The organism is Pseudomonas sp. 5P_3.1_Bac2 (genome assembly GCF_025465995.1).
Classification (GTDB): Bacteria; Pseudomonadota; Gammaproteobacteria; order Pseudomonadales; family Pseudomonadaceae; genus Aquipseudomonas.
In genome coordinates, this window is record NZ_JANLNY010000006.1 from 73,115 (window position 1) to 96,984 (window position 23,870).

Sequence of the window (23,870 nt, forward strand, 5' to 3'; positions counted from 1 at the left end):
GCCCCGGCAATCGTTGTCGGGGCGCAGTCGTTTTGGCGCTGGCAAAGGCGGCAAGTTTTTGCCTCTTAGCCTTATGGGCTTCAGGGCTATAAAAATAAGTATTTAATTTGTAAGGCTTTTATTCGATTGGCGTGTTTTCTGCAGAGCGTCTGCGTACTGCTATTTTGTAGAGCCTAGCCATGACCACTATTTCCTCCAGCTTGCCCTTGAGCCGCTACCTGAGTAACGCCGCGCAAACCGCGAGCAGCAGCCCGGCAAAAAGCGCGGACACGACCACGCAGAGCGACGCCCTGGCGCAATTGCGCAGCTATGCCCAACAGCTTGTCAGCAATAGCCAAGGCGGTTTACTGCGCGCTTATCAAGCCCAGCAGGGCGGCAGCCTCAGCGCCCATAGCGCAGCGAGCCCGAGCAGCAGTCAGGCCAGCCAGATAGCTCTGCCCGATGTGGCCGAATTGGACCGCGATGACGCAGCTAAGCTGATGGGCCAGCTCGATAAGCTGTTGGCGTCGGAACAAGCTGCGGCGCTCAAATTTGTCGGCTTTAACGCCGGCCAGCAGACCGACTCCTTAAGCACCTACCGCAGTTGGTTGCAGGAGAAGGGCGGCATTAGTCTGCGTGTCTAAGGTCGTGCTGTGCTGTTGTGGCACTGGCATCAGGCGCCCGACTGGGCCAAGATCTAGTCACTATTAACCGTGACAGATGCTTGGCGTTGACAGACTAAGGGGTACGCATGGCGACGGGGTTTTCCATTCGGGGCATATTGGCCTTGGCAGTAGCGGCGGCCAGCCTGCAGGTACAGGCGGCTGATGAGGCGCAGTTGATCGAGTTGATCAACGACTACCGCAGTCAGGTACAGCGCTGCGAGACCCAGGCCTCGGAAGAATTACCGCCCCTGGCTGCAGACAACCGTTTGAGTTTGCCCGCCAGCGGCCAGGTCGATTTGCAGAGCGCCTTAGCGCGCAATGGCTACCCCATGGTCAATGTGCAGGCCATCACGCTGTCGGGGCCACGGGATGCGTCATCGGCCATGCAGACCTTGCAGGAGAGCTTCTGCAAGGTGGTACTTAACCCGCAATTTGTTGATATCGCCGTGAGTCGGGTGGATCGCGATTGGCGTGTGGTGTTGGCCCAGCCGTTGCTGAAAAGCAAGCTGGCGCCCTGGCAGGAAGAAGGCCAGAAGTTGCTTGAGCAGATCAACCAAGCGCGCAACAGCACCCGCCAGTGCGGAGAGCTGACTTACGCCGCCGCTGCGCCGCTGCAATGGCAGACGGTTTTAGCCGACGTGGCGCAAGAGCACAGCCGGGCCATGGCCAATGGCAACTTCTTCGCTCACCGGGGCACTGATGGGCGCACGCCAGGGGATCGGGCCGAGCTGGCCGGTTACTCAGGTCAGCACGTCGGCGAGAATATCGCCGCCGGCCAAGATGCGGTTAGTAAGGTGGTTCAGGGCTGGCTGGCCAGTCCCGGGCACTGCGTCAACTTGATGAATCCGCAGTACAAGGAGTTTGGCGCGGCTTACGCCACCGATCCTAAGAGCGATGCGGGCATCTACTGGACCGCTATGTTCGGCGCCCCATAGGGTTACGGCCGGGCTTGGTGCCCGGCCGAATGACAGCGCTTAAGCGCTGAAGACCTGAGCCAGGTGCTGCTGATAGCGCAGCACGTCGGCTTCGATATTCGGCACTTTCATCACGTCATTGCAGATAAAGGTCGGCAGCGCCGTCATGCCCAAAAACTCATGGGCTTTATGGAACGGGAAGTACACCGCGTCCACACCTTTGCCCTCAAAGAAGTCAGTCGGGTCGCTAAAGGCTTGCTGCGGCGCGTTCCACGTCACCGACAACATGTAGCGCTTGTTCGGCACCAAGCCGCCGCTGCCGTACTTCTGGCTATTGTCAGAGCGGGTGCGGCCATCGTTGGCATACAGACTGCCGTAGCCTTCAGTGAACACCTCGTCCATATATTTCTTCAAGGTCCAGGGCGCTCCCATCCACCAGCCGGGCATCTGCCAGACCACCACGTCGGCCCAGAGAAACTTCTCCAGCTCTTGGGCGGCGTCGTAACCGCCATCGACATAAGTGGTTTTAACTTCATGGCCTGCGCCTTCGAGAAAGGCCGCAGCGGTGTTGTGCAAGGTGGTGTTGTATTGGCCCTTGGAATGGGCGAATTCCTTCCCGCCATCGATCAGTAGAACTTTGCTCATCCTGCTTTCCTTAACAATCAGTGATGGCCGCGGCTCTTGCCGCTGCCTAAGGTTGCCAGGCTGGATCTGGCGACACGCATACAGATACCTGCTCGGTGTTGAGCAGCTGATTGCTATATGGGGCAGGTGAGTAGCGGTTACAAGCTGCCAACCTGCAACCGCTGGTCGTTCGCCTACTGAGCCTACTGAGCCTGCTGGGTGCTGGCCACGGCCTCTTGGCCCTCAGCTTCGTCGACTACCTTAAGTTTGGCCCCGCCAACAAATACACCGAGCTTGATCGATTGGCGCACGTAGTAGTTTTTGCCTGGCTCGGTGTATAGCTCAATGCTGTTATCGCTGAACTCCGACTCGGTGGACAGCAGGTGCTGACCGGGTTTGATCAGGCGATAGAAGTAAGTGTTGCTGGCGGTCTCGCCGATCACTTCGCCGTCGACTTTAACGGTCTTTTTAAGCGCAGCACCGAGTATTGAATCGCGGAAGATATACAGACCGCTTTGATCAGGCGGTGGGGCACTGAAGGTTTTGCTTTGTTGATCTTGCTCGGTGCTGGCCATCGGCACAGAGGCGCAACCAGCGAGCAGGGCTAAGCTGAGGCTGGCGCAGAGAAGTAATGATTTTGACATGCGGGCAGATCCTGAATAGTAGTGGTGTAATGGCAATATGCCTTTACCTCGCTACTGTATCTGCATTGCTATGCCGATTTGAACAGGCGACAGCGCTTAAATCAGGGGGCAGCGCCGCTTGCAGTTTGTGCTGCACGCGGCTAGCCAATACCTGCTTATTGCTGGGTGGCTTTGCTGGTTTCGGCCGGTGCGGACCACACGCGGTAGCGCACTTCTAAGTCCGCCGGTACATAGACCACCAGCGGCAGCTTGCTGTTGTAGCGCAGCAGCTGGGGTTCACCGCCAGCCGGAACAAAGGCTTCTTTGCGGCTGTTATCCGGGCAGCCCATCATGGTGCTGATACCTGGGCCGACGTTGTTCAGTTGGTAGTAGTTGTAGCCCCAGCCTTTGGCGGTTTCTTGCTGCCACTGACCGCCTAAACGATGCAGGTTGCAGTCGACTTCCATGGTTTTGCCGGCGAGCAATTCCACCTTGCGTTCGTCTTCATTACTTAAGCTTGGCAGCTCAATAACAAAGCGTTTGTAACCATCGGCCGGCGCCGGGAAGGGCTTAAGCGCTTCAGGGGTGGCGGCGCAGGCGACGAGGGGCAGGGTACAGACCAGGGTGGCGAGGCTGAGCTTTAGAGTTTGCATAACGAGTCCCGAATAATTTGGCATTAACAGTCATCTGTTAATGGCTGCCGTCTTGGCGGCTAAGCCCCAATGACTGCCGTTTAAAGGACCAAGTTCCAAATTTAGGTTATCAGGGCCAGCAGTTTTGTCTCAGCAGCTGGAGTCTAGCCAAGCGCGGTTGGAGTTTCGTCGCAGCTCATAGCCGCTTGGCTGAATCGCCTTCTCAGCTGGTGTAGGGTAGCGATCCAGCTAGTGATTACTGTGGAGTGCAGATGATGAGTAATGAGCTACCTATAACCGCTCTGGCCGAGCAACTGGGGCAACGCTTACTGGCTCAACAAGCTCAGGTGAGTACTGCAGAATCTTGCACTGGCGGCGGTATCGCCGAGGCGATTACCCGTATTGCGGGCAGCTCCGCGTGGTTTGAAGCGGGCTATGTGACTTACTCCAATCAACAGAAAACCCGCCAACTGCAAGTGCCGGCGGAATTATTCGCCAGCGTTGGCGCGGTCAGCCATGAAGTGGTCGAAGCCATGGTCCGTGGCGCCCAGAAGCACAGTGGCGCCCGTTATGCGGTGGCGGTCAGTGGCATTGCCGGGCCCGATGGCGGTACGGCGCAAAAACCGGTGGGTACGGTTTGGCTGGCCTGGGGCGATGGCGATCACTGTTATACCGAGCGCCGGCAGTTTCGCGGTGATCGCCAAGCGGTGCGTGAACAAACCGTGGCGGCCGCTCTAGGCGGGCTGTTGCGCCTGTTAGCCGAAGAAAATCCAACCCTGGGGTAGGCGTAAGGGCTTGCGCTGTGGAATAATACTGTCTACTTATACAGTTGTTGGCGGCCGCTCAGGCCCTTCTTGATTACGTGAGGACACAAATGGACGAGAATAAGAAGCGCGCCTTGGCGGCAGCCCTGGGTCAGATTGAAAAGCAATTCGGCAAGGGTGCCGTGATGCGCATGGGCGATCACGATCGTCAGGCCATCCCGGCTATCTCCACCGGCTCGCTGGGCCTGGACATTGCCCTGGGCATTGGCGGTCTGCCGAAAGGCCGTATTGTCGAAATCTACGGTCCAGAGTCTTCGGGTAAAACCACTCTGACCCTGTCGGTCATCGCTGAAGCGCAAAAACAAGGCGCGACCTGCGCCTTCGTCGACGCCGAGCACGCCTTGGACCCGGACTACGCCAGCAAACTGGGCGTCAACGTAGACGACCTGCTGGTCTCGCAACCTGATACCGGCGAACAAGCGCTGGAAATCACCGACATGCTGGTGCGCTCCAACGCGGTAGACGTGATCATCGTCGACTCCGTGGCCGCGCTGGTGCCTAAAGCAGAAATCGAAGGCGAAATGGGCGACATGCACGTCGGCCTGCAAGCCCGTCTGATGTCCCAGGCGCTGCGTAAAATCACCGGCAACATCAAAAATGCCAACTGCTTGGTGATCTTCATCAACCAGATCCGCATGAAAATCGGCGTGATGTTCGGCAGCCCAGAAACCACCACCGGCGGTAACGCCCTGAAGTTCTACGCTTCGGTGCGTCTGGACATTCGCCGCACCGGTGCGGTGAAAGAGGGCGACGAAGTGGTCGGCAGCGAAACCCGCGTCAAGGTCGTGAAGAACAAAGTAGCGCCGCCTTTCCGTCAGGCGGAGTTCCAGATTCTGTACGGCAAGGGCATCTACCGTAACGGCGAGATCATCGACCTGGGCGTGCAGCTGGGCCTGCTGGAAAAATCCGGCGCCTGGTACAGCTATCAGGGCAACAAGATCGGCCAGGGCAAGGCCAACTCGGCTAAGTACCTGGAAGACAACCCAGAAGTGGCCAGCACCATCGAAGGCCTGATCCGCGAGAAACTGCTGGTCACGGCGCCAACGGTCAAAGCCAATTCGGGTGTTGAAGACCTGGCCGACGCCGATAGCTGAGTAAGCCGACCATGGCCATTATCTTAGATACCGCCGTAGCGGTACGACGAGCCGCCATGGATCTGCTGGCAATGCGTGAGCATGGCCGCGTTGAGTTAACCCGCAAGTTGCGCCGACGCGGCGCCAGTGATGAGTTAATCGACGCGGCTTTGCAGCGTTTGTGCGATGAAGGTTTGTTGTCTGAGGCGCGTTATCTGGAGGCTTTTATCAGCCACCGGGCGCGCGCCGGCTATGGCCCCATGCGCATTCGTGAAGAGCTTGGCCAGCGTGGCTTGGATCGCGCTGAGATCGAGCAGGCGCTACGCGACAGCGGCATCGATTGGCGTGAGCAGCTGCAGCAGGTGTGGCAACGCAAGTTTGCCGGCGAGCTACCCAGCGATATGCGTCAGCGCGGCCAGCAGATGCGCTTTCTCAGTTATCGCGGTTACCCGCAAGATTTGATCAGTCGCCTGCTGCGCGGCAGCGGCGACGATTAAGCGCTGGTGCGCAGGCTGCGCACCAGGCCGTTGGCTTAGAGGCCGCAGTCGGCTTTGTTAAAGCGCTCGGTGGTCACCGAACGGTTGCTCTTATATTCAGTGAACTCATAACGCAGTCCGGCGCCGCGCACGAGCAGTTGGCGAAAGCCAGGGTTTTGGCACACGCTATTGGCCAGCTGTGCCCGCACCACTTGTGGGTTTTCGCGCATTTTCGCCGCGTGTTCGCTGCGTACGCTCAGGTGATTGATCAGTTCACTGCCTTCAACGGTGTAGCCCTGATCGAGAATGTCTTCGTTGATCGCCCGTGGCGTGCCAACACTGCTTTCACGGGCAACCTTGTCCAGTGACCTGCTCAGCTCATAGTCTTTTAAGGTCACGGCTTGGGCCAACATGGGCAGGCTGAGGGCTAGGGTTAAGCTGATCAAACGCAGCATCGGTTTCTCCATTAATGATTCGCTCCTCTGACCGATGAGCTCGGTTCAGGTTCAGTGCCAAGTATCTTAGCGCTTCAGGCGGCGCTTCGGCAGTTTAGCTGCAACAGTTGTCGGACACGCAGTTTTGCAGCGGCTAAGACTTTGCCTGTGTCACCGCGCCAGCTTTGTTAGACTGCCGCGCTTCTTGAGAGTGGATGTGTCGATGTTAAGTGTTCTACGTCCCCAGGTGCGGCGCTGATGCCCCACGCTGTGGCCCGACTGCGCAGCGCCCGGCTGGCGCGCAGTGCCAAACCCTTCCTCGCCCGTGGCAGCCGCGCTGTACGCTGTGAGGGCTGTCGTTTAACCGCGAATCATTGTTTGTGTGCCTGGCGCCCGCAGGTCGAAGCGCGCTCAGGGGTGTGCTTAGTGATGCATGACGTGGAGGCGCTCAAGCCGAGTAACACCGGCTGGCTGATTGCTGACGTGGTGGATGACACCAGCGCGTTCGGCTGGTCGCGGGTCGAGGTGGATGCGCAGCTCCCGGCACTGCTGAATGATCCGCAGTGGCAGCCCTATCTGGTGTTCCCGCAAGAGTACGCTGCACCTGAGCGAGTGGTGCATGAGGTGCAACCGCAGGACGGTAAACGGCCGTTGTTCGTGCTGCTGGATGCGACCTGGAGTGAGGCGCGCAAGATGTTCCGCAAGAGTCCCTATCTGGACGCCTTGCCGGTGCTCAGCTTGCAGCCTGAGCAACTGTCGCGTTACCGCCTGCGCCGCTCAAAGCGTGATGACCACTTTTGCACCGCTGAAGTCGCCGCCCTCTGTTTGGAGTTGGCCGGCGATCAGCGCGCCGCGGATGCGCTGAACTGCTACCTGGATGTGTTTACCCAGCATTATCTGGCGGCTAAAGCGCCCCGTGCAGTGGTGCTGGATGATCCGCTGCACGAACGCTTGCGCGAGTATCTTTAAGCCGTAGCGGGCAGCTTTTTCGGCCACAGTTGCGCCAACAGCATGCCGGCGAACATCAACGCACAGCCGATGTAGCCGCGCATGTGCAGCGCCTCACCGAGCAGCCAGGCACCGGCAATGGCGGCGAACACCGCTTCCAGAGAGAAAATGATGGCGGCGTGGGAGGCGATCGCATGTTTTTGCGCGACCACTTGCAAGGTGAAGCCTACCGCTACGCCAAAGATGCCACCGTAAAGGATCGCAGGTGCCGCCGCGACAATGGACTGCCATTCGATGGTCTCGAAGATCACTGCCAACAGCAGGCTGATCACGGCGCAGGTGATGAACTGAACCAAGGCCAGACGCAGTGGATCGTGACGCTTGGCGAACACGCCGACCATCAGTACATGCATCCCCCAAACCACGGCCCCAGCCAGTTGCAGCCAGTCGCCAGATGCAACGTGGAAGCCTTCGCCGACGCTAAGCAGGAACATGCCAACCACCGCCAAACAGGCACCCAGCCAAATGCCCATGCCCGTTTTCTGGCCGATGAACAGGCCCAGCAGTGGTACTACAATGACGTACAGACCGGTGATAAAGCCGGAGTTAGTCACGCTGGTGAACATCAGGCCGACTTGCTGTAGGTTGATCCCCAGCGCGAGTGCCAGCCCCATCAGTATCCCGCCACGGAGCATCTGGCGGTTAACCGGGGCGACGCTTGTGTCGTTGCGTTGCAGCAGGTGCAGCACCGGCAGCAAAATCACTGCCGCAAGGCCGAAGCGCAGGCCGCTGTAAAGGAAGGGGCCGATGGATTCCATGCCCAGGCTTTGGGCCACAAAAACTGTGCCCCAAATCATGGCGGTGATCAGCATTAAGAGGTCGGCACGTAGGGCTTGGCTTCGCATTTCTGGGTCTCGTTAGCAGGGGCCGGGCACTTTGCCGTAAAGCATCGTACTTGACCACCCTGACAGCGCTCGGCATGCTGATGCGCTTTTCTGCGCCGCCGCGGTTGTGCTCATAGTGCAGGCTTCGACAGTCCAAGGACGATCCAGTTAGATCTGAACCTGTTCGCAGCGCTCCTTACAGAAAGAAAATAGGACTTACCATGGCCTCATTTGAAATCCTCATTGCCGACGACCACCCGTTGTTTCGCAGTGCGCTGCAACAAGCTCTCACCCTGGGCTTGGGCTCCGACGTCCGCTTGGTTGAGGCGGCCAGCATCGCTGAGCTGGAGGCGTGTTTGGTCGAGAAGACCGATTGGGACTTGGTCCTGCTGGACCTCAACATGCCGGGCGCCTATGGCTTTTCTGGCTTAGTCCTGCTGCGTGGGCAATACCCGCACATTCCGGTGGTGATGATCTCGGCCCAGGAGGATTCATCCGTGGTCGCCCGTTCGCGGGAATTTGGCGCCAGTGGTTTTGTGCCGAAATCCAGCTCCCTGGAAACCATTCAGCAGGCCGTGCGTCTGGTCTTGGACGGTGAGGTGTGGTGGCCGGCGCAAACGGACGAAGCGATTGCCTTAAGTGAAGAAGCTAAAGCGGCGAGTGCCGGCCTAGCCAGCTTAACCCCGCAACAGTTCCGCGTGCTGACCATGGTTTGTGACGGCTTGCTGAATAAGCAAATCGCCTATGAGCTGAGCGTTTCTGAGGCCACGGTTAAGGCTCACGTCACCGCGATCTTCCGCAAGCTTAACGTGCGCACCCGCACCCAAGCGGCCCTGTTGTTGCAACAGCTGGAATCGATTCCGGCTGAATAATCCCCCAGGCTCTGCTTTAGACTAGCCGGCCAATTGTTATGGAATGAACAACCTTATGTCGCCATTTAAGGGCCAGACCGGCCTGAAACGGATTTTCAATGCCGCTGGCTATTCATTTGCCGGCTTGCGCGCGGCCTTTACCGGCGAGGCGGCGTTTCGCCAATTGGTATTGATCAACGTACTGTTGATCCCGCTGGCGTTATTTCTCGACGTCAGCCGCGTTGAGCGCGCTCTGTTGATTGCGGTGTGCTTGCTGGCGCTGATCGTCGAGCTGCTCAACTCGGCGGTGGAGGCGGCGATTGACCGCATCTCCCTTGACCGCCATCCGCTGTCGAAAAACGCCAAAGATATGGGCAGCGCCGCGCAGTTTATTGCCCTGAGCCTGATTGCCGTGGTCTGGGCCTGCATCCTGCTCGGCTAAGGCCGGCAACTTTAAGCAATGTTGGGTAATTGAATCTGATCGCTGCGCGTTACGCCGGCGGTCAGCTCACGGCATAGCTCGATAAACTCACGCATGGCCGCCGCCTGATACTTCTGCTTGTGCCAGATAAAATAAAACTGCCGCAGCAGATCCAGCTCCGGCGTCTCCACCGGCACCAAGCTGCCCCGCCGAAAGGCATCGCGCAGCGCCAGGCGCGAGATACAGCCAATCCCCAAGCCGGATTCCACCGCCCGTTTAATCGCCTCGGTGTGCTCCAGCTCTAGGCGGATATTCAAGGTGCGGGGGTGATGACGCATGGCTTGGTCGAAGGTCAGGCGGGTGCCCGAGCCTTGTTCACGGAGAATCCAGGCCTCGCGGGTCAGCTCATCCAGACTGGCGCTGCCGCGTTTGGCCAGCGGATGTTGCGGCGCACAGAACACCACCAGTTCATCTTCAACCCAAGGCTGCACTTCGATATCGGGGTGCTGGCAGTCGCCCTCGATCATGCCCATGTCCAGCTCATAGTGGGCCACTTGCTGCACCACGTGGGCGGTGTTGTGCACCTGCAGTTTGACCCGGCACTCGGGGTGGCGCTGCATAAAACTGCCGATCAGCAGGGTGGCCAGATAGTTACCGACGGTCAGGGTGGCGCCCACATGCAGGGAGCCAAAGCCGCTCTGACCACCTAACAAACGTTCAATTTCTTTGGCTTGTTCGAGTAGCGCCACCGCTTGTGGCAGCAGTTGCTGACCTAAGGCATTGAGGTTCAGGCGCTTGCCGGCGCGGTCAAACAGCTGGCAATTGGATTGCCGCTCCAGCTCGCTAAGCGCGGTGCTGGCAGCGGATTGCGACAGGGCGAGGGAGTCGGCAGCACGGGAAACACTCTGCTGCTGTGCCACGGCGACGAACACTTGGAGCTGTCTGAGAGTGAATCGCATATCTATATAACCGATTACCTATATCTTAATAATCCACTTAACAGATATTCTGCTCTCGCATAAAATTTGCCGCAACTTAAACTAGCCCCACGTTTTTCTGAGGAATCAGCATGAGCAACATGAACCACGAACGTGTCCTCAGTGTTCATCACTGGAACGACACTCTGTTCAGCTTTAAGTGCACCCGCGATCCGGGCCTGCGCTTCGAGAATGGTCAGTTCGTGATGATCGGCCTGCAACAGCCCAACGGCCGTCCGCTTATGCGTGCTTACTCGATCGCCAGCCCGAACTGGGAAGAGCATCTGGAGTTCTTCAGCATCAAGGTGCCGGATGGCCCGCTGACCTCGCAGTTGCAGCACCTCAAAGAAGGCGATGAGATCATCATCAGCAAAAAGCCCACCGGTACTCTGGTCCTCGACGACCTGAAGCCGGGCAAGCACCTGTACCTGCTCAGCACCGGTACTGGCTTGGCGCCGTTTATGAGCGTGATCCAAGACCCAGAAACCTATGAGCGTTTTGAGAAAGTTATTCTCTGCCACGGTGTGCGTTACGTGAACGAAGTCGCCTACCGTGAGTTCATCACCCAGCACCTGCCGCAGAATGAGTTCTTTGGTGAGGCGCTGAAAGAGAAGCTGATCTACTACCCAACTGTGACCCGTGAGCCGTTCGAGAACCAAGGTCGTCTGACTGACCTGATGCGCAGCGGCAAACTGTTCACCGACATCGGCCTGCCGCCGATCAACCCGCAGGACGACCGCGCCATGCTGTGCGGCAGCCCAAGCATGCTCGACGAAACCTCGGAAGTGCTGAACAGCTTCGGCCTGACCGTATCGCCACGTATGCGTGAGCCGGGTGACTACCTGATCGAGCGCGCCTTCGTCGAGAAGTAAGCGCAGCTGTAAGTGCTAAAAAACCGCCTTAGGGCGGTTTTTTTATGCGCGGTGTTTTTATTCAACGCTGGGCACTACCGCCAGCACACAGATGCTGCCGGGCTTGGGGTAATGCCACTGCACATCGACATCCCACAGGCGCGCGCCGTAGCGTCGCTCGGGTGTGGGCTGCTGATAAGCCGGGCGCGGGTCTTGGGCCAGGCACTGTTCGATCAGCTCGACCAAGGCTTCGCCTAAGCGCTGGGCATGTTGCTGGGCTTGCAGCAGGGCTGCGGGCTGCCAAGTGACTTCGATGAGCTCAGGCGCGCTGGCGGCGATGCCATTGACCGCGTCAGGCACGCTGTCGGCATAGGGCACATAGGGTTTGATATCCAGCACCGGGGTGCCGTCGAGCAGGTCGATGCCGGACAGCCATAGGCGGCCGTCTTCGACCTTATCCAGCCTGACCACCGATTGGCCGATGCCATTGGGCCGGTGGGTGGCGCGGGTGCTGAAGACGCCGACCGACTGGTTGCCGCCCAAACGTGGCGGGCGCACCTTGAGCCTGGGCTGCTCCTCCAGCGCTTGGTGGAAGAGAAACAACAGCCAGACGTGGCTGACCTGCTCCAGCCCTTGCACCGCGTCGCCGTTATTAAACGGCGCGACCAGCTCCAGCACGCCCCGGGCCGCGGGGGCCAGATGCGGTTGGCGGGGGATGGCGAACTTCTCCTTGAAGCAGGAGCGGACGAAACCTATGGGTGATACGGAATAAGACATGGCAGCCAGATCAGAAAAATCCGCCGCTATAGTAACCGAGCCATGGACCTCGGTTGGCAGTTTCAGGCGCTGGTGCCACCGCAGGTGGCACCAGGCAGGGCTTAGCCGCGCACGCGCAGGGTCAGGCCCTTAAGGAAGTTACGCAGGAACTGATCGCCACAGGGACGGTAGTTGCTGTGCCCGGCTTTGCGGAACAGCGCGCTCATCTCAGGTTTGGACACCGGGAAGTCGACACTCTGCATGATCGCGTGCATGTCGTCTTCTTTCAGTTCAAAGGCCACCCGCAGTTTTTTCAACACGATGTTGTTGGTCAGTGGCAGCTCGAAAGGCTGCGGCGGGCGGCTGTCGTCTTTGCCGCGCTTGAAATAGACCAAGCCGTCGAGAAAGTGGGCTAGCAGCTCGTCATCGCATATCTGAAAGCCGTCTTCGTCTTCTTTGAGCAGCAGCGGGGCCAGTTCGTCGGCGCTGATAGTGCGGCCGCTGAGCTGGATGATCTCAGCTAACTGCGCATCGCTGATATCGAGGGTGTAGCGCAAGCTGCGCAGTACGTCGTTGTTTTGCATGAACACATCCTGAAGAAAGCGGCTGCCGCAGTGGCAACCGTTGAAAATAAGTTAGAAACGCTCTTTGCCGGCCAGATAGCGCCATTGGCCGGCAGGCACTTTGCCCAGCGACACGCCACCGATGCGGATACGTTTGAGACCCAGGACCTTGAGGTCAACGCTGTTACACATAAACACCAGCTGGCCGGGCAGGGGATTTTTTAAGGCGAAGCGCAGACGGGTTTCGTTCTGCCAACTGACCTTGCAGGGCGCCAGCGCCACGCCGTTAAACAGCAGGCCATGGTTAAGGCGCTTGAGCTGGGCAGGGGTCAGGGTGCCTTGCACCTCCACCACGTATTCCTGCTCCAGCTTGGCTTGGTCTTCTTTGAGCTTGCGCTCGACGCGCCAGTCCTGAGTCAGCACCTGCAAGCCGGCGGCGCCTGCTTGCAGCGGCAGGCATGGGCTCAGGCGTTGCAGATGGCCCTTGAGCGGGCGGATGCCAGACTGATCGTCGGCCCACTGCGCAGTGGCTTGCAGGTTATCGCTGGCGCGCTCGGCGCTGAAGCCATCAGGCACATGCAGCAGCAGGGTGACCGGCTCCAGCGCCTCGGCTTGGGCGCCGGGCAGCAGCACCACGCTTTCATCGCTGACTTTATGCTGCGGCTCTTCCACCACCACGCCGTTGACCGTGACCCAGCCGCCTTGAATGTACAGCTCCGCCTCGCGGCGGGAGCAGCCGGTGAGTTCAATCAGGCGTTTGGAGAGGCGCAGGGGCTCGGTCATGGTCACTGTCTGTCTGGGGCAATTGGTAGCGTATTGTAACTACATCCGCTAAGCAGCGATGGGCCACTGCAATTGTCAGACATAAAAAACCGCCCCGTAAGGCGGTTATGTTTAGCTGCTGGTGCGTTAGCCACCCAAATAGGCGTCGCGCACCTTGGGGTCGTTGAGCAAGTCGTGGCCGCTGCCTTGCATCACGATATGGCCGTTTTCTAGCACGTAGCCGCGATCCGCCAGCTTCAGCGATTTGAGCGCATTGTTATATGCATTTGGCACGAATTCCAATGTTCCTAACTAGATGACGCTTGGTCATTTCCAGTGTTATGTGCTTGCTGCCAATAAGTCATTGCTTGAGATGTAAACTTTTCAAACTGTTCAGGAGTGTCAAAGCTTCGCTTGGGTATTATATGAAAGAGGCAGGCGGCTACTTGAATTAATAAATAAGAGTGGACTGATTTTACACAAACTACTCCATGCCACTTGTTAAGGGTTTCATTGGCGGCTGTTTTTTCATTAATGCCCTCAGGATGAAGCGTATAAGTATGCTCCCCCAAGACTCCATTTTTTTCGGACGACATTAATAAAATGGTGGCCATGTTGAACGCAATGCCGAAAAGCATACCAAACACCCCGCCAATTGCTGAGCTTATGAGGGTAATTAAAAAATCGCGGAGATTTTCGGGTAGTCCCTTATTCCATGTTGCATATAAAAATATAACTAATGCGATTGCCGTAATTGTTATGTAGGTTGACCGCATCTTGGGGGTGATAGAGATATTGAATTTTATCAGGTCAAGCTTTCCGATATGGGTGATTACTTTCATGCTAACCCCTGAATATAATGTCTGACTAACGGGGCGGTGTTGGCCGTTCGCCTTAATTGAAGCGAACGATTTGAACCGCTTATTAGGTACTGCTTGTTCAGAACGATAGCGGCATGGATGCTTAAAGAAAAGGATGGTTTCGCCGCGCTGTTAGGTGAAAGCGATAAGTTATTTGTTATGTTGCCCAGCATAAGCTTATCTTCTCTGTTAGTGCTGCATACTTTAATGCTTATTGATGGCGCGGCGACTGAGAATGCCTGCGTCATTATGATGACGCTCTGAATGTGCCTCATATTTTATTAAGGGTCGGGCTTTAGCCTGTCGCTAGTGAGCGAAGCGAACGACTTGAACTGGTTTTTATGTGCATATAGATAGGCTTTCTAGGGTTTCGTAACTAGCATGAAGCTCATGCATAAAGTCCTCAGCTAACTCTGGTAGCCCGGATATATAAGTATCTCTGCCGGAAATTTTGAAAATCTTGTAATTTTTCATGCTGCCAATGCGTCCGGTGGATACAGATTTAAATGGTCTGCAACTGATTATTTTCTCATTGAGATATTTGTCTTCAATAATGTTGTACTGGTCCGCCGTTAAGTCTATTGCTGTTTTTTGATACTCAAGCCAGTAGTGGGATATTGTTTCATCCCCGTTGTGGTTGAGGGCACTTCCGCTGACGCCATAGATGACAATTTGTGGCCATTTTTCAGTGCATGATAAGTAAATAGCAAGGAAGATAGCTTGCAATTCATTACTGGGAAATCTTCTGTGATTAACCCAATATTTGAATTTTTGTAAAGCTCCAGTTTGAACCTGAGTTTTTTTGCCTCTGCAATTACTTTATTTTTATTTGGCACGGTCATTGTTCTATGCGCATAGTGTTGGTTAAGGGAAGGCTTCAGTCACTGTCAGTGAGCGGGTGAGCGATTTGAACTGTTTGTTGTAAGTTTCTGGCCAAGAATAAATTTCTCTAGCGTATATATGAAATGTTTGGCAGGGCTATTATAGTTCCTTTATTATATTTATAATTAGCTGCGTATCTTTAAATTCTTCGGAAATATCACCGCTCTGTTCGAATGGACCCTTGCTAAATATGTCCTCCAGTCGCCTTGCTGCATGCTCATTAAATATTTTTGGATATATTTGTCTGTATGTGTTTATGGTCAGGCGAAGCTCTTTTATGGTCTGCTGTACTTGCGCTTCAGATATCTCGCGACCAGCATTGAATGTAGGAATAAAAATACTCAGTATTGAGTTTTTAAGATTATTTCTCAAGTTTCGATGGCTGGATATTTTAGAAATTACTAAGCCTAGAAGAAAGGTTAGAACCCCAGGTAGCCAGCCATTAAAAAATCCGAGAAGAGATACCTTCCACCACAGAATGTCATTGGCTATATAGCTCATAATTTATACTCACTTATCTTTCTCTTTAGGTTTTATCTTTACACGGTCTTTATCAGTTTATTAAATAATATAAGGGGGTGAACTCGCTGGTTCCAGTGAGAGCGGAGCGAACGATTTAAGAGCGTTGTTATGCGCTAGGATAAACATAAATCACATACGCGACATTAGATTTATCTAGTGCTTGTGTTTCGGACGGAAAAACAAGGACGTCCTTACATGTTTTGTTTTTCCTTATAAGTATTGATAAAGAATGAGTCGGTTTTGTCATCCCAAGACGATGGGGCTAGGAGCGTGATCTGGCGACTGCTTAGAATTTGGATTAGCGATGGAAGGTCGGTGTATCTACGATAATGAGTGTCAGACATATCAATACTCGAAGTGCAACATAACGATTAAGCTAACGTGCAGAAAAAGCGTAGCTTTTGGCTGTCCAGCGAGCGAAGTGAGCGGCAGTTGAGCGCATTGTTATATTCCAGTTTCAGTGGGCATGACGTTTACAAATACAAGCTCTTCTGATCCTGCATCCCAGGCAATAAGGAAAGGGCTAAGTCGGGTTGGATGCTTTTCGATTAGGTCCTGTATCACACCTGTACCGTTGGATGTGAACTCAGGCATTGCACGAAGATAGGCTCTTGTTGCTTTGTTGAACTGAGCTTGCGACCATTTTGTTTCGTAAATGAATTTTATACTCTCGCCTTTGCTGCCGGTGCAAAGAAGAGAAAGCGTCAGGGAGTACTTTGTTTTTGGCAGCTTCTTTTCGCTGCTGGCGACGTAGTAAATTCTATGCTCTGGATTCTCACCGAAATATTTGGCGTATAGCTTTGATAAGCCCTTCTCGACTAATTGCCAAGTAGCTTCTGCGGATTTTTCTCCGAGCTTCTTAGCAAAAGAAGCTCCGAAAACTAAAACTACAGAGCTCATGGTGAGTAGAAAAATTGATGCTTGCGGCCCGCGCTTCGGAAACTCGTGAAATGATACTTCCTCACCAAAGGCCAACAGGGCTTCTTTCATGCTTAGGATTGCATCAGTGTCTGTGTCTTCTTCGAAGGCAATATTCAGAATTTCTTGATTCATGTGCGATCCTTTGCTGGCATGTAACGTTTGGTTAAGGAGCGGGCTTTAGCCCGTCTCAGTGAGTGCATCGAACGGTTTTAACCATTTGTTAGGCAGGGCACATAGTCGTTTTACTATCGCAGCCAGGACGTATTCGGCCTGCTACCGTCGACGGAAACTAAGCCCATTTGCGCAAGTAAAGGTAATAGATAGTTGATTATCATGACATTGGTCCCGTTCGCATTACGGGAGGAGACGCACAATGGTCCTGCCTTGTTTATATCTTTGTTTGAGTTGATTTGGCAGGGGTTAGTCGCTGTGTGTTGATTGGCGACAAGATATTCAAGGACGGCTTCAAATGCTTGCCGGTTTATATTTATTGATGTGCCGCCGTTAGTAATGATTTCAACTGTATTGCTGGTGGTTGTTCCAATGGTAAATGACGAGCCCATAGCTATGTCAGGTGTAGTAAGTTCCGCGTCTGACTGCAGACTGTCCCAGCGATTATCTAGTGCTGCATTTATTATTTGGTTCAAAATTTTCTCCAGAATAGCCTAACGCTTAGCTAAGGCGCCGGATTCGTAGGTCTCAGTGAGTGAAAAGAACGAGTTGATCGAGTTGTTAGCTAGTTTAACCATTGGATGGTTGCTGTTTTGCCGCTTGCTCTAATTTCTCTGGCTGAGGATTTCCATGATCAATCCAGTCAAATGCAAAAACTCTCATTTGATCTTTTGCAAACTCTGTTGCTTTAGCCCCAGTAAATCCAGTTCCAGGAAGCCCTGAGTCTTGCTGAACAACTAGAATTGTTAATGGCGGTAATTTTTCAATTAAACAATACGATTGAATAGGCTCAAGCAATTTCCCCATTCCAGCTGCTGGGACCCCAATAAGTTTTGACAAAATCCCGTAAGTTAATGACTGCCTTCCTTTTGCTGCTAGCGCGAGTACTGCCCAAATCTGGCTTGCTCTTTCATACCGTGTCATGAGAGTTCCTTTAATTGCTAAAATTTATTAGTCAGCGTGGGGGTAATGCGTGGAACTTTGTTCGAGATGGCGCCTGTAACAATGCTTTCGTTTGACTACTAGCTTTGGCGAATTTATTAACGCTGTATAGATAAAAAGTATTGAAGTGCGTATGGATAGCCTGCCGAGCAAGCCACATCTGCAAGAGCCAATTTGTGCAGTGATTCGTGAACTTCACTACAGCATTCGCACAGTAAAGAGCTATTGGTAGTGGATTCGTTGTTACTTGCACTTTCTCGGTATGAGTTATCCGCTTGAGCTGGGGCCTGTGCAGGTCAACACTTTTAATTGGCTGGCCAGCGAGCGGAAAGTCTCGGTGGCAACGCAGCATGTGGGGCTTGGTGCCAGCGTCTTTGTTTATTCCAGTGTGCTGCAAAAGCTGCAGTGGGAGATTGGCGAGACTATCCGCGCTAAGCGTCCTGCGCATGTGCCCGGGGTAATGACGTATGCGGAGGCTATGAGCGTTATTACTCACTTGCCAACGTCCTATGACCTGTTGGCTGCGCGGATATATGGCGTCGGTCTGTACGCGTTTAGGCAGGCTGTTCGCCTGTGCGGCCTGAGCAAGGCGGTGAGCTGGCATAACTGTCGTCATCGTTTTGCCAACGAGCTGCTCTGGCGCGGCTGCGATATCCGCACTGTGCAGACTTTGCTTGGCCACGCCGACGTGCGTACCCCGCAGATTGCTACCCATGTATTGGGTCAAGGATTTGCAGGCGTGCAAAGTCCGTTGGGCTAGTGCCCAGACCCGATAGGGAAAAGGGGAGCAATTAAGAGGCAGCACAAAATTCCTTGCTAGAGAGTCCTTAATTTCTAGTCTGCATAGTAGCTATTTAATATTGCTGGACACTTTGCGCGCCTTCACAATTTATTTGCTGCGCTTGTATGGCGGTAGCGGTGCGACCAGTAATGGCTGATCTCCCGCTGGTCGTATAGATAAGTCGTGGTAAGGCCAGTCGCATATTTGTACTTAGCTATGGATGCGACTAAGCAGTAGACGCAGAGCCGGATCGTACAGCGCGAGCTTGATAGGCCGAGCTAGAGCATTGCTGTACGCATGTCATACCGGCTCGGTAGAGGGATCAACGGCTTTGGTTTTGACGCCGGTCGGGGCGGATTTCAGTCGTGCAGCCGCAACACGTCGCAAGCAAAGAATCGGTGTGCGCTGGGTTGATCTCAGGGGTGATTACGGCAGGCAATAAAAACCGCCCCGAAAGGCGGTTGGTTTCAGTCGTGCTGCGGCTAGGATTTAGCCGCCCAAATAGGCGTCGCGTACCTTGGGGTCGTTGAGCAAGTCGTGGCCGCTGCCTTGCATCACGATATGGCCGTTTTCCAGCACGTAGCCGCGATCCGCCAGCTTCAGCGCCTGGTTGGCGTTTTGCTCGACGAGGAAGATGGTCACGCCGTCTTTGCGCAGCTCTTCGATGATGTCGAAGATTTGCTGGATGATGATCGGCGCCAAGCCCAGCGACGGTTCGTCGAGCAGCAGCAGGGTGGGTTTGCTCATCAGCGCGCGACCGATGGCGAGCATTTGCTGCTCGCCGCCGGACATGGTGCCGGCGCGCTGGGCGAAGCGTTCCTTGAGGCGGGGGAACAGGTGCAGGACCTTATCCAGCTGCTCCATGTTGTCAGCCTTGCTGCCGAAGAAGCCGCCCATCATCAGGTTTTCTTCTACGGTAAGCCGGGCAAACACACGTCGGCCTTCGGGGACCACGGCGATGCTTTTACGCATGATCTGCGGCGTATCCAAGCCGATCAGCTCTTCACCTTGGTAGCGAATGCTGCCGCTGCTGGCCTGAGGGCTGCCGCACAGGGTCATGAGCAGGGTCGATTTACCGGCGCCGTTGGCGCCGATGAGGGTGACGATCTCGCCTTGGCGGACTTCGACGTTGACGTCATGCAGGGCCTGGATCTTGCCGTAGAAGGTGGAGACATTCTCGAAATAGAGCATCAGGCTTCCCCCAAGTAGGCTTTGATCACCGCCGGATTTTCGCGGATTTGCTCCGGCAGACCGTCGGCAAGGGGCGTGCCCTGATTGATCACATAGATATGGTCGGAAATGCTCATCACCAGCTTCATGTCGTGCTCAATCAACAGCACCGTGACGTTGTGCTGATCGCGCAGCACGCCGATCAGCGCTTTGAGGTCGTCGGTTTCCCGGGGGTTGAGCCCGGCGGCAGGCTCGTCGAGCATCAGAATGCGCGGCCGGGTCATCATGCAGCGGGCGATTTCCAGACGCCGTTGCTGGCCGTAGGCGAGGGTGCCGGCCGGGCGGTTGGCGAACTCGGTGAGGTTGACCTGGGCAAGCCAGAAGGCGGCAAACTCCATGGCCTCGCGCTCGCTTTTGCGAAAGCCCGGGGTCTTGAACAGCCCGGCCAGGAAGTTAGTGTTGAGGTGGCGGTGTTGCGCCACCAGCAGGTTCTCGATTGCCGTCATGTCCTTAAACAGGCGCACGTTCTGGAAGGTGCGTACCACGCCTTTGCGGGCGATCTGGTGCCCGGCCAGGCCGTCGATGCGCTCGCCATCCAGGCTGATGCTGCCGGAGGTGGGCTGGTAGAAGCCGGTCAGGCAGTTGAATACCGTGGTTTTACCGGCGCCGTTGGGGCCGATCATCGACACCACCTGGCGCTCTTTGACTTGCAGGTTAACGCTGTTCACCGCCAGCAGGCCGCCAAAACGCATGCACAGACCACTGACATCTAAAATCGGCCGGCTCATGGTTTCAGCTCCAGATGGGGGCGCTGCATGGGCAGCAAGCCTTGTGGACGCCAGATCATCATCAGCACCATCAGGGCGCCGAAAATCAGCATGCGGTACTCGCTGAAGTCGCGCATCAGCTCTGGCAACAGGATCATCACGGTGGCGGCGAGGATAATCCCCAGCTGCGAGCCCATACCGCCGAGCACGACGATGGCGAGGATGATCGCCGACTCAATAAAGGTGAACGATTCCGGCGACACCAAGCCCTGGCGAGCGGCGAAGAAGCTGCCGGCAAAACCGGCAAAGGCGGCGCCCAGGGTAAAGGCCGACAGTTTGATCACCGTGGGGTTGATGCCCAGGGCGCGGCAGGCAATTTCATCCTCGCGCAGGGCTTCCCAGGCGCGGCCGATGGGCATGCGCAGCAGGCGGTTGATCACAAACAAGGTCAGCAATACCAAGAGCAGGGCGATCAGGTAGAGGAAGATCACCTTGTTGATCGAGTTGTAGGCGACGCCGAAAAACTCGTGGAAGGTCTGCATGCCCTCGGCGGCGCGGCGCTCGAACGACAGGCCGAACAGCGTTGGCTTGTCGATGCCGCTGATGCCGTTAGGCCCGCCGGTAAGCTCGGTCATGTTGCGCAGCAAAATCCGGATGATCTCGCCGAAGCCCAAGGTCACGATGGCCAGGTAATCACCGCGCAAACGCAGCACCGGGAAGCCCAGCACGAAGCCAAACAACGCCGCGATTAAACCGGCCAGCGGCAGGCACTCCCAGAAGCTCAGGCCGAAGTAATGGGAGATCAGCGCGTAGCTGTAGGCGCCCACGGCGTAGAAGCCGACATAACCCAGATCGAGCAAGCCGGCCAGACCAACCACGATGTTCAGACCCAGGCCAAGCATCACGTAGATCAGGATCAGGGTGGCGATATCCACCGCGCCGCGCGAGCCGAAAAACGGCCAGATCAATGCGGCGACGATCAAGCCGAGAATGATCCAGCGTTGGGTCGCCGGCAGGGTGAGGAAGCTGCTGGCCTTGGCCGGCATCTTCGGTAAGCGACTCACGCCGCCCATGGCGCTGGCCAAGCTGCCACGCACCAGTTGCCAGACGAACATGGCGCAGGCGCACGCGGCGATGCTCCACAGCACTGTGGCGCTGGCGCCTTCAACTTCCAGTTTGATCCCGACAATGCTCAGTTTCAGGCCCAGAACCGGGTAAGCCACGGCCAGCACCAGCAAGGCGCTGAAAATGGCGCTTTTGAGGTTTTTACTAATGGCGGTACTCATACTTTTTCCACCTCAGGCCGGCCCAGAATGCCTGTCGGACGGAACAGCAGCACCAGCACTAACAAACTGAAGGCCACCACATCTTTGTATTGATCGCCGAAAATATCGGCGCCAAAGGCCTCGGCCAAACCAAGCAGCAAGCCGCCCAGCACGGCGCCAGGGATGCTGCCGATGCCGCCGAGCACGGCCGCGGTAAAGGCCTTAATGCCGGCCAGGAAGCCCAGGTGGGGGTTGATTACCCCGTAGTTCATGCTCAGCAATACCGCCGCGACGCCAGCTAAGGCCGCGCCGATGACAAAGGTCAGAGCAATGATGTTGTTGGTGTTGATGCCCAGGAGGTTGGCCATGCGCAGATCCTCAGCGCAGGCGCGGCAAGCGCGGCCTAGGCGTGAGCGCGAGATAAACAGGGTTAGGCCTAACATCACGAGGAAGGTGACGACAAAAATCAGCACCTGCATATAGGAAATGGTCACGCCTAAATGGGCGCTTTCACCGATCAGGAAGTTACCCGGCAGCAGGTTAGGGATGGCTTTGTCTTTGGAGTTTTGCGACAGCAGAATCTCGTTCTGCAAAAAGATCGACATACCGATCGCCGAGATCAGCGGGATCAGTCGGTTGCTGCCACGCAGAGGGCGGTAGGCGACCCGTTCGATGCTGTAGCCGTAGGCGCTGCAAATAATAATGCTGGCGGCAAAGGCGGCCATCATCACCATGGGCAGGCTCTCCAGGCCGAGCATGGTCAAACCGACGATGGCGATAAAGGCCACGTAGGAACCAATCATATAAACCTCGCCGTGGGCGAAGTTGATCATGCCGATGATGCCGTAGACCATGGTGTAGCCAATGGCGACCAACGCATAGGTGCTGCCAACGGTCAGGCCGTTAATCAGCTGTTGTAGGTAGTGATAAAGATCAGGCATGGCCTAACTCCTCGGTAGGTCGACGCAAGGCGCGCTTGTGACACGGTCGGCCACCGGAATTCTGCTGATAAACAAAGCCCACTGAGCGACAGTGGGCTTGGGCTTTAGGCGGGATTACTTGGCTTCGGTTTTAGAACCGTCTTGGTGCCATTCGTAGACCACGAAGTTGAAGTCCTTCAGATCACCCTTTTCGTCGAAGCCCAGTTGGCCAGTCGGGGTGTCGAAGGTGTTGGCGCGCAGGGCTGCGGCCACTTTAGCGGTGTCGGTGCCGCCGGCTTTGCTGATGCCTTCAGCGATCACTTGCACGGCCGAGTAAGCCGGGAACACGAATGGGCCGCTAGGGTCTTGTTTCTTGGCTTTAAAGGCATCGACCAGGGCTTTGTTGCGTGGGTCTTGGTCGAAGGATTTCGGCAGGGTTACCAGCATGCCTTCCGAAGCAGGACCGGCAATCGCGGAGATTTCGCTGTTACCGACGCCTTCAGGGCCCATGAACTTGACCTTGAGGCCTTTCTCTTGGGTTTGACGCAGCAGCAGGCCCAGTTCTGGGTGGTAGCCGCCGTAGTAAACGAAGTCGACACCGGCTTGTTTGAGCTTGGCGATAATGGTCGAGAAGTCCTTGTCGCCGGCGTTGATGCCTTCGAACAGGGCGACTTTGACGCCTTTGTCTTCCAGGGTTTTCTTCACAGCAGTGGCGATGCCTTCACCGTATTGCTGTTTGTCGTGCAGCACCGCGACGGTTTTCGGCTTGACGTGGTCGGCGATGAAGTTGCCCGCGGTTGGGCCTTGCAGGCTGTCCAGACCGATGGTGCGGAAGATCAGCTGGTAGCCGCGCGCGGTGATTTCCGGGCTGGTGGAAGCGGCGGTAATCATCAGAATGCCTTCGTCTTCATAAATATCCGACGCTGGCTGAGTGGAGCTGGAGCAGAGGTGACCAACGACAAACTTAACCTCGTCGTTGACGATTTTGTTGGCTACGGCCACGGCTTGTTTGGGGTCACAGGCATCGTCGTAAACCACGCCTTCCAGCTGTGCACCATTGACGCCACCGGCTTTGTTGATCTGCTCGATGGCCATTTGCGCGCCCACGAATTGCATCTCACCGTACTGGGCGACAGCGCCAGTGACGGGGCCCGCTAAGCCGATTTTGATAGTGTCGGCGGCCATCGAGTAACTGGCCACGCCCGCCATGGCCATTGCAGCAAACAGTTGGGAAATCTGTTTAGTAGCCTTGTTCATATTGCTCCACCTTTGTAGTTGTTCTGATTGTTTTTATCTTGTAGCCAAAGCAACTGAGCCGGAAATCTCCGGGGCCTACCTGGCAACTGTACCGGTGCAGTTTAGAGTGCAGGTTGTAGGGTTGGAAAGCTGCCTCGGTGTTTAGAAGGGCGGCT

Annotated in this window: 29 protein-coding genes and 1 pseudogene; 10 read left to right on the forward strand and 20 right to left on the reverse strand. The window is 55.7% G+C overall.

Features of this window, described 5'->3' with window-relative positions; translation table 11 throughout:
• Positions 1-179 precede the first annotated feature (179 nt).
• Complete coding sequence (locus tag NTD81_RS04695; RefSeq protein ID WP_262180000.1) at positions 180-623, forward strand: hypothetical protein; 444 nt, start codon at positions 180-182, stop codon at positions 621-623.
• 107 nt (positions 624-730) lie between these two features.
• The gene (locus NTD81_RS04700; RefSeq protein WP_262180002.1) at positions 731-1,579 is read left to right on the forward strand and encodes a CAP domain-containing protein; all 849 of its coding nucleotides are present in this window, start codon (positions 731-733) and stop codon (positions 1,577-1,579) included.
• A gap of 39 nt (positions 1,580-1,618) precedes the next feature.
• Here the strand turns inward: NTD81_RS04700 and NTD81_RS04705 are convergent, their stop codons facing one another.
• From NTD81_RS04705 to eco, 3 genes are all read right to left on the reverse strand, one after another.
• Positions 1,619-2,203 (reverse strand): NAD(P)H-dependent oxidoreductase, encoded by a 585-nt coding sequence (locus NTD81_RS04705; protein WP_262180004.1) that lies wholly within the window; start codon positions 2,201-2,203, stop codon positions 1,619-1,621.
• Positions 2,204-2,385: 182 nt separating this feature from the next.
• The gene (locus NTD81_RS04710; protein WP_262180006.1) at positions 2,386-2,826 is read right to left on the reverse strand and encodes a DUF2846 domain-containing protein; all 441 of its coding nucleotides are present in this window, start codon (positions 2,824-2,826) and stop codon (positions 2,386-2,388) included.
• A 155-nt stretch (positions 2,827-2,981) separates the two neighbouring features.
• Positions 2,982-3,458, reverse strand: a complete 477-nt coding sequence (gene eco, locus NTD81_RS04715) for a serine protease inhibitor ecotin (protein ID WP_262180009.1) — start codon at positions 3,456-3,458, stop codon at positions 2,982-2,984.
• A gap of 254 nt (positions 3,459-3,712) precedes the next feature.
• Between eco and NTD81_RS04720 the strand changes: the two genes are divergently transcribed.
• The 3 genes from NTD81_RS04720 to recX all read left to right on the forward strand — a co-directional run bounded on the left by NTD81_RS04720 (position 3,713) and on the right by recX (position 5,831).
• Positions 3,713-4,222, forward strand: coding sequence for a CinA family protein (locus NTD81_RS04720; RefSeq protein WP_410017114.1), 510 nt, complete (start codon positions 3,713-3,715; stop codon positions 4,220-4,222).
• 89 nt (positions 4,223-4,311) lie between these two features.
• On the forward strand, positions 4,312-5,355 hold the full coding sequence (gene recA / locus NTD81_RS04725; RefSeq protein ID WP_262180013.1) for a recombinase RecA: 1,044 nt from the start codon (positions 4,312-4,314) through the stop codon (positions 5,353-5,355).
• Positions 5,356-5,366: 11 nt separating this feature from the next.
• Positions 5,367-5,831, forward strand: coding sequence for a recombination regulator RecX (gene recX, locus NTD81_RS04730; RefSeq protein WP_262180014.1), 465 nt, complete (start codon positions 5,367-5,369; stop codon positions 5,829-5,831).
• A gap of 35 nt (positions 5,832-5,866) precedes the next feature.
• Here recX and NTD81_RS04735 read toward each other — a convergent pair whose 3' ends face one another.
• Positions 5,867-6,265 carry a quorum-sensing-regulated virulence factor family protein gene (locus NTD81_RS04735; protein WP_262180015.1) on the reverse strand — a complete coding sequence of 133 codons (399 nt, stop codon included), beginning with the start codon at positions 6,263-6,265 and terminating at the stop codon, positions 5,867-5,869.
• Between the two features lie 237 nt (positions 6,266-6,502).
• On the opposite strand from NTD81_RS04735, the gene NTD81_RS04740 reads away from it, so the two are divergent.
• A complete protein-coding gene (locus NTD81_RS04740; RefSeq protein WP_262180017.1) occupies positions 6,503-7,213 on the forward strand; it encodes a tRNA-uridine aminocarboxypropyltransferase in 711 nt (236 codons plus the stop codon).
• Here NTD81_RS04740 and NTD81_RS04745 read toward each other — a convergent pair.
• Positions 7,210-8,097: a DMT family transporter gene (locus tag NTD81_RS04745; RefSeq protein ID WP_262180019.1), complete on the reverse strand. Its 888-nt coding sequence runs from the start codon at positions 8,095-8,097 to the stop codon at positions 7,210-7,212. The genes NTD81_RS04740 and NTD81_RS04745 overlap by 4 nt on opposite strands.
• A 200-nt stretch (positions 8,098-8,297) precedes the next feature.
• On the opposite strand from NTD81_RS04745, the gene erdR reads away from it, so the two are divergent.
• Together erdR and NTD81_RS04755 are read left to right on the forward strand one after the other, a co-directional pair.
• A complete protein-coding gene (gene erdR, locus NTD81_RS04750; RefSeq protein WP_262180021.1) occupies positions 8,298-8,948 on the forward strand; it encodes a response regulator transcription factor ErdR in 651 nt (216 codons plus the stop codon).
• A 55-nt stretch (positions 8,949-9,003) separates the two neighbouring features.
• Positions 9,004-9,369 (forward strand): diacylglycerol kinase, encoded by a 366-nt coding sequence (locus NTD81_RS04755; RefSeq protein ID WP_262180023.1) that lies wholly within the window; start codon positions 9,004-9,006, stop codon positions 9,367-9,369.
• Positions 9,370-9,380: 11 nt separating this feature from the next.
• Here NTD81_RS04755 and NTD81_RS04760 read toward each other — a convergent pair whose 3' ends face one another.
• Positions 9,381-10,307, reverse strand: a complete 927-nt coding sequence (locus tag NTD81_RS04760; protein ID WP_262180025.1) for a LysR family transcriptional regulator — start codon at positions 10,305-10,307, stop codon at positions 9,381-9,383.
• A gap of 110 nt (positions 10,308-10,417) precedes the next feature.
• Here NTD81_RS04760 and fpr point away from each other — a divergent pair, with 110 nt between their 5' ends.
• On the forward strand, positions 10,418-11,197 hold the full coding sequence (gene fpr, locus NTD81_RS04765; protein WP_262180026.1) for a ferredoxin-NADP reductase: 780 nt from the start codon (positions 10,418-10,420) through the stop codon (positions 11,195-11,197).
• Between the two features lie 57 nt (positions 11,198-11,254).
• Here the strand turns inward: fpr and tsaA are convergent, their stop codons facing one another.
• The 9 genes and pseudogenes from tsaA to NTD81_RS04810 all read right to left on the reverse strand — a co-directional run bounded on the left by tsaA (position 11,255) and on the right by NTD81_RS04810 (position 17,537).
• Positions 11,255-11,953 carry a tRNA (N6-threonylcarbamoyladenosine(37)-N6)-methyltransferase TrmO gene (tsaA, locus tag NTD81_RS04770; protein WP_262180028.1) on the reverse strand — a complete coding sequence of 233 codons (699 nt, stop codon included), beginning with the start codon at positions 11,951-11,953 and terminating at the stop codon, positions 11,255-11,257.
• 101 nt (positions 11,954-12,054) lie between these two features.
• Positions 12,055-12,516, reverse strand: a complete 462-nt coding sequence (locus tag NTD81_RS04775; RefSeq protein ID WP_262180030.1) for a DUF1456 family protein — start codon at positions 12,514-12,516, stop codon at positions 12,055-12,057.
• Between the two features lie 51 nt (positions 12,517-12,567).
• Complete coding sequence (locus tag NTD81_RS04780; protein WP_262180032.1) at positions 12,568-13,278, reverse strand: rRNA pseudouridine synthase; 711 nt, start codon at positions 13,276-13,278, stop codon at positions 12,568-12,570.
• A 126-nt stretch (positions 13,279-13,404) separates the two neighbouring features.
• Positions 13,405-13,533 (reverse strand): annotated as a pseudogene (locus tag NTD81_RS04785) (ABC transporter ATP-binding protein); the annotation flags it as partial.
• Positions 13,534-13,565: 32 nt separating this feature from the next.
• Positions 13,566-14,099 (reverse strand): YcxB family protein, encoded by a 534-nt coding sequence (locus tag NTD81_RS04790; RefSeq protein ID WP_262180033.1) that lies wholly within the window; start codon positions 14,097-14,099, stop codon positions 13,566-13,568.
• Positions 14,100-14,456: 357 nt separating this feature from the next.
• On the reverse strand, positions 14,457-14,843 hold the full coding sequence (locus tag NTD81_RS04795; RefSeq protein ID WP_262180035.1) for a hypothetical protein: 387 nt from the start codon (positions 14,841-14,843) through the stop codon (positions 14,457-14,459).
• 255 nt (positions 14,844-15,098) lie between these two features.
• Positions 15,099-15,500 (reverse strand): hypothetical protein, encoded by a 402-nt coding sequence (locus NTD81_RS04800; RefSeq protein ID WP_262180037.1) that lies wholly within the window; start codon positions 15,498-15,500, stop codon positions 15,099-15,101.
• Positions 15,501-15,965: 465 nt separating this feature from the next.
• Positions 15,966-16,574 (reverse strand): hypothetical protein, encoded by a 609-nt coding sequence (locus NTD81_RS04805; protein WP_262180039.1) that lies wholly within the window; start codon positions 16,572-16,574, stop codon positions 15,966-15,968.
• 609 nt (positions 16,575-17,183) lie between these two features.
• Entirely contained in the window at positions 17,184-17,537 is a 354-nt protein-coding gene (locus NTD81_RS04810) for a hypothetical protein (RefSeq protein ID WP_262180041.1), read from the reverse strand.
• Between the two features lie 496 nt (positions 17,538-18,033).
• On the opposite strand from NTD81_RS04810, the gene NTD81_RS04815 reads away from it, so the two are divergent.
• A complete protein-coding gene (locus tag NTD81_RS04815; protein WP_262180043.1) occupies positions 18,034-18,315 on the forward strand; it encodes a tyrosine-type recombinase/integrase in 282 nt (93 codons plus the stop codon).
• 510 nt (positions 18,316-18,825) lie between these two features.
• Here NTD81_RS04815 and NTD81_RS04820 read toward each other — a convergent pair.
• From NTD81_RS04820 to NTD81_RS04840, 5 genes are all read right to left on the reverse strand, one after another.
• Positions 18,826-19,527 (reverse strand): ABC transporter ATP-binding protein, encoded by a 702-nt coding sequence (locus NTD81_RS04820; RefSeq protein WP_262180045.1) that lies wholly within the window; start codon positions 19,525-19,527, stop codon positions 18,826-18,828.
• On the reverse strand, positions 19,527-20,294 hold the full coding sequence (livG, locus tag NTD81_RS04825) for a high-affinity branched-chain amino acid ABC transporter ATP-binding protein LivG (RefSeq protein WP_262180046.1): 768 nt from the start codon (positions 20,292-20,294) through the stop codon (positions 19,527-19,529). Before livG ends, NTD81_RS04820 begins: the two co-directional genes overlap by 1 nt.
• Complete coding sequence (locus NTD81_RS04830) at positions 20,291-21,559, reverse strand: high-affinity branched-chain amino acid ABC transporter permease LivM (RefSeq protein ID WP_410017115.1); 1,269 nt, start codon at positions 21,557-21,559, stop codon at positions 20,291-20,293. The genes livG and NTD81_RS04830 overlap by 4 nt, the downstream gene beginning before the upstream one ends.
• Positions 21,556-22,479: a high-affinity branched-chain amino acid ABC transporter permease LivH gene (livH, locus tag NTD81_RS04835; RefSeq protein ID WP_262180048.1), complete on the reverse strand. Its 924-nt coding sequence runs from the start codon at positions 22,477-22,479 to the stop codon at positions 21,556-21,558. The genes NTD81_RS04830 and livH overlap by 4 nt, the downstream gene beginning before the upstream one ends.
• A 114-nt stretch (positions 22,480-22,593) precedes the next feature.
• Complete coding sequence (locus NTD81_RS04840; protein ID WP_262180050.1) at positions 22,594-23,715, reverse strand: branched-chain amino acid ABC transporter substrate-binding protein; 1,122 nt, start codon at positions 23,713-23,715, stop codon at positions 22,594-22,596.
• Between the last annotated feature and the right edge of the window lie 155 nt (positions 23,716-23,870).